We start from the raw sequence: 1,327 nt of genomic DNA on the forward strand, positions 1-1,327 counted from the left end.
TGGACACCGTGTTCGTCCTTGTGGCGGTCGATGAACTCAACCTTCAGCGCTGTGGACGGTCCAGCTTCCGCAGGGCGTGTCAGATGGTCTGTGTGAGTTGATCCGGAGGAGGAATCATGAACGCTATGGCTGTTGACGACCACGACGCTACGGATGTATCAGATGCTGTTGGGCTTCGCCGGGAGGTGTTCTCGGATGCGCTGATTGATCACGTACTCGCCGAGACCCGTTCGCGAGGGTTGGAGTTGACTGGCAAGGACGGCTTTTTGAACGAGATGCTCAAGGCCGTCCTTGAGCGGGGCATGGGCGCCGAGCTGACCGAGCATCTGGGCCGCGATGCCCACGCCCGTGGCGGGGACGGAAACCACCGCAACGGCACTTCGCGCAAGACCGTGGCCACCGAGGTCGGCCCGGTGGAACTGGATCAGCCCCGCGATCGGCAGGGCTCGTTCGCCTCCCAGCTCGTCCCGAAGGGCGCCCGCCGGCTCGGCGGGCTGGAGGACCAGATCATCTCGCTGTACGCCGGCGGAATGACCGTCCGGGAGATCGAGCACCACCTCGCGCGGACCCTGGGGGTGGAGCTGTCGCACGAGTCCATCGCCAACGTCACCGACGCGGTCCTGGACGAAGCCGCCGCCTGGCAGCACCGCCCGTTGGAGGCGTTCTACCCGGTGGTGTTCCTGGACGCGATCCACATCAAGATCCGCGATGGAGCCCACGTGAAGACCCGCGCTGCCCACATCGCGGTCGGGGTCGATCTTGAGGGCGTCAAGCACGTGCTCGGCATCTGGGTGCAGGCCAAGGAAGGCGCGGCGTTCTGGGCCAGCGTGTGCGCCGAACTGGCCAATCGCGGCGTCAAAGACGTCCTGATCGTGGCCTGCGACGGGCTGACCGGACTGTCCGAGGCGATTGCCGCGACCTGGCCTTTCGCCGAGGTGCAGACCTGCGTGGTGCACCTGATCCGGGCCTCGATGCGGTTCGTGTCCTACAGCGACCGCAAGAACGTGGCCAAGGCACTCAAGCCGATCTACACCGCCGCCAACGCCGAGGCCGCCAGAGCCGCACTGGAGGCCTTCGCCGAATCGCCGCTGGGCGCCAAGTACCCCACCGCCGTCAGGTCGTGGGAGGCCGCCTGGGAGCGGTTCATCCCGTTCCTGGCCTTCGGCCCAGCCACACGCAAGCTGATCTACACCACGAACTCGATCGAGTCGCTGAACTACCAGCTGCGCAAGATCACCAAGAACCGCGGGCACTTCCCCAGCGATGCCGCCGCGATCAAGCTGCTATGGCTAGCCCCGGTGATTCACGGGGATCTGCGAATTTTCGG

General features: G+C 65.6%; 1 pseudogene. It reads left to right on the forward strand.

The window, feature by feature from the left end:
• Positions 1-203: 203 nt before the first annotated feature.
• Positions 204-1,327, forward strand: a pseudogene (locus G6030_RS09775) (IS256 family transposase); the annotation flags it as partial.

The sequence above is a fragment of the Dietzia sp. E1 genome (genome assembly GCF_014145015.1).
GTDB lineage: Bacteria > Actinomycetota > Actinomycetes > Mycobacteriales > Mycobacteriaceae > Dietzia > Dietzia cinnamea_A.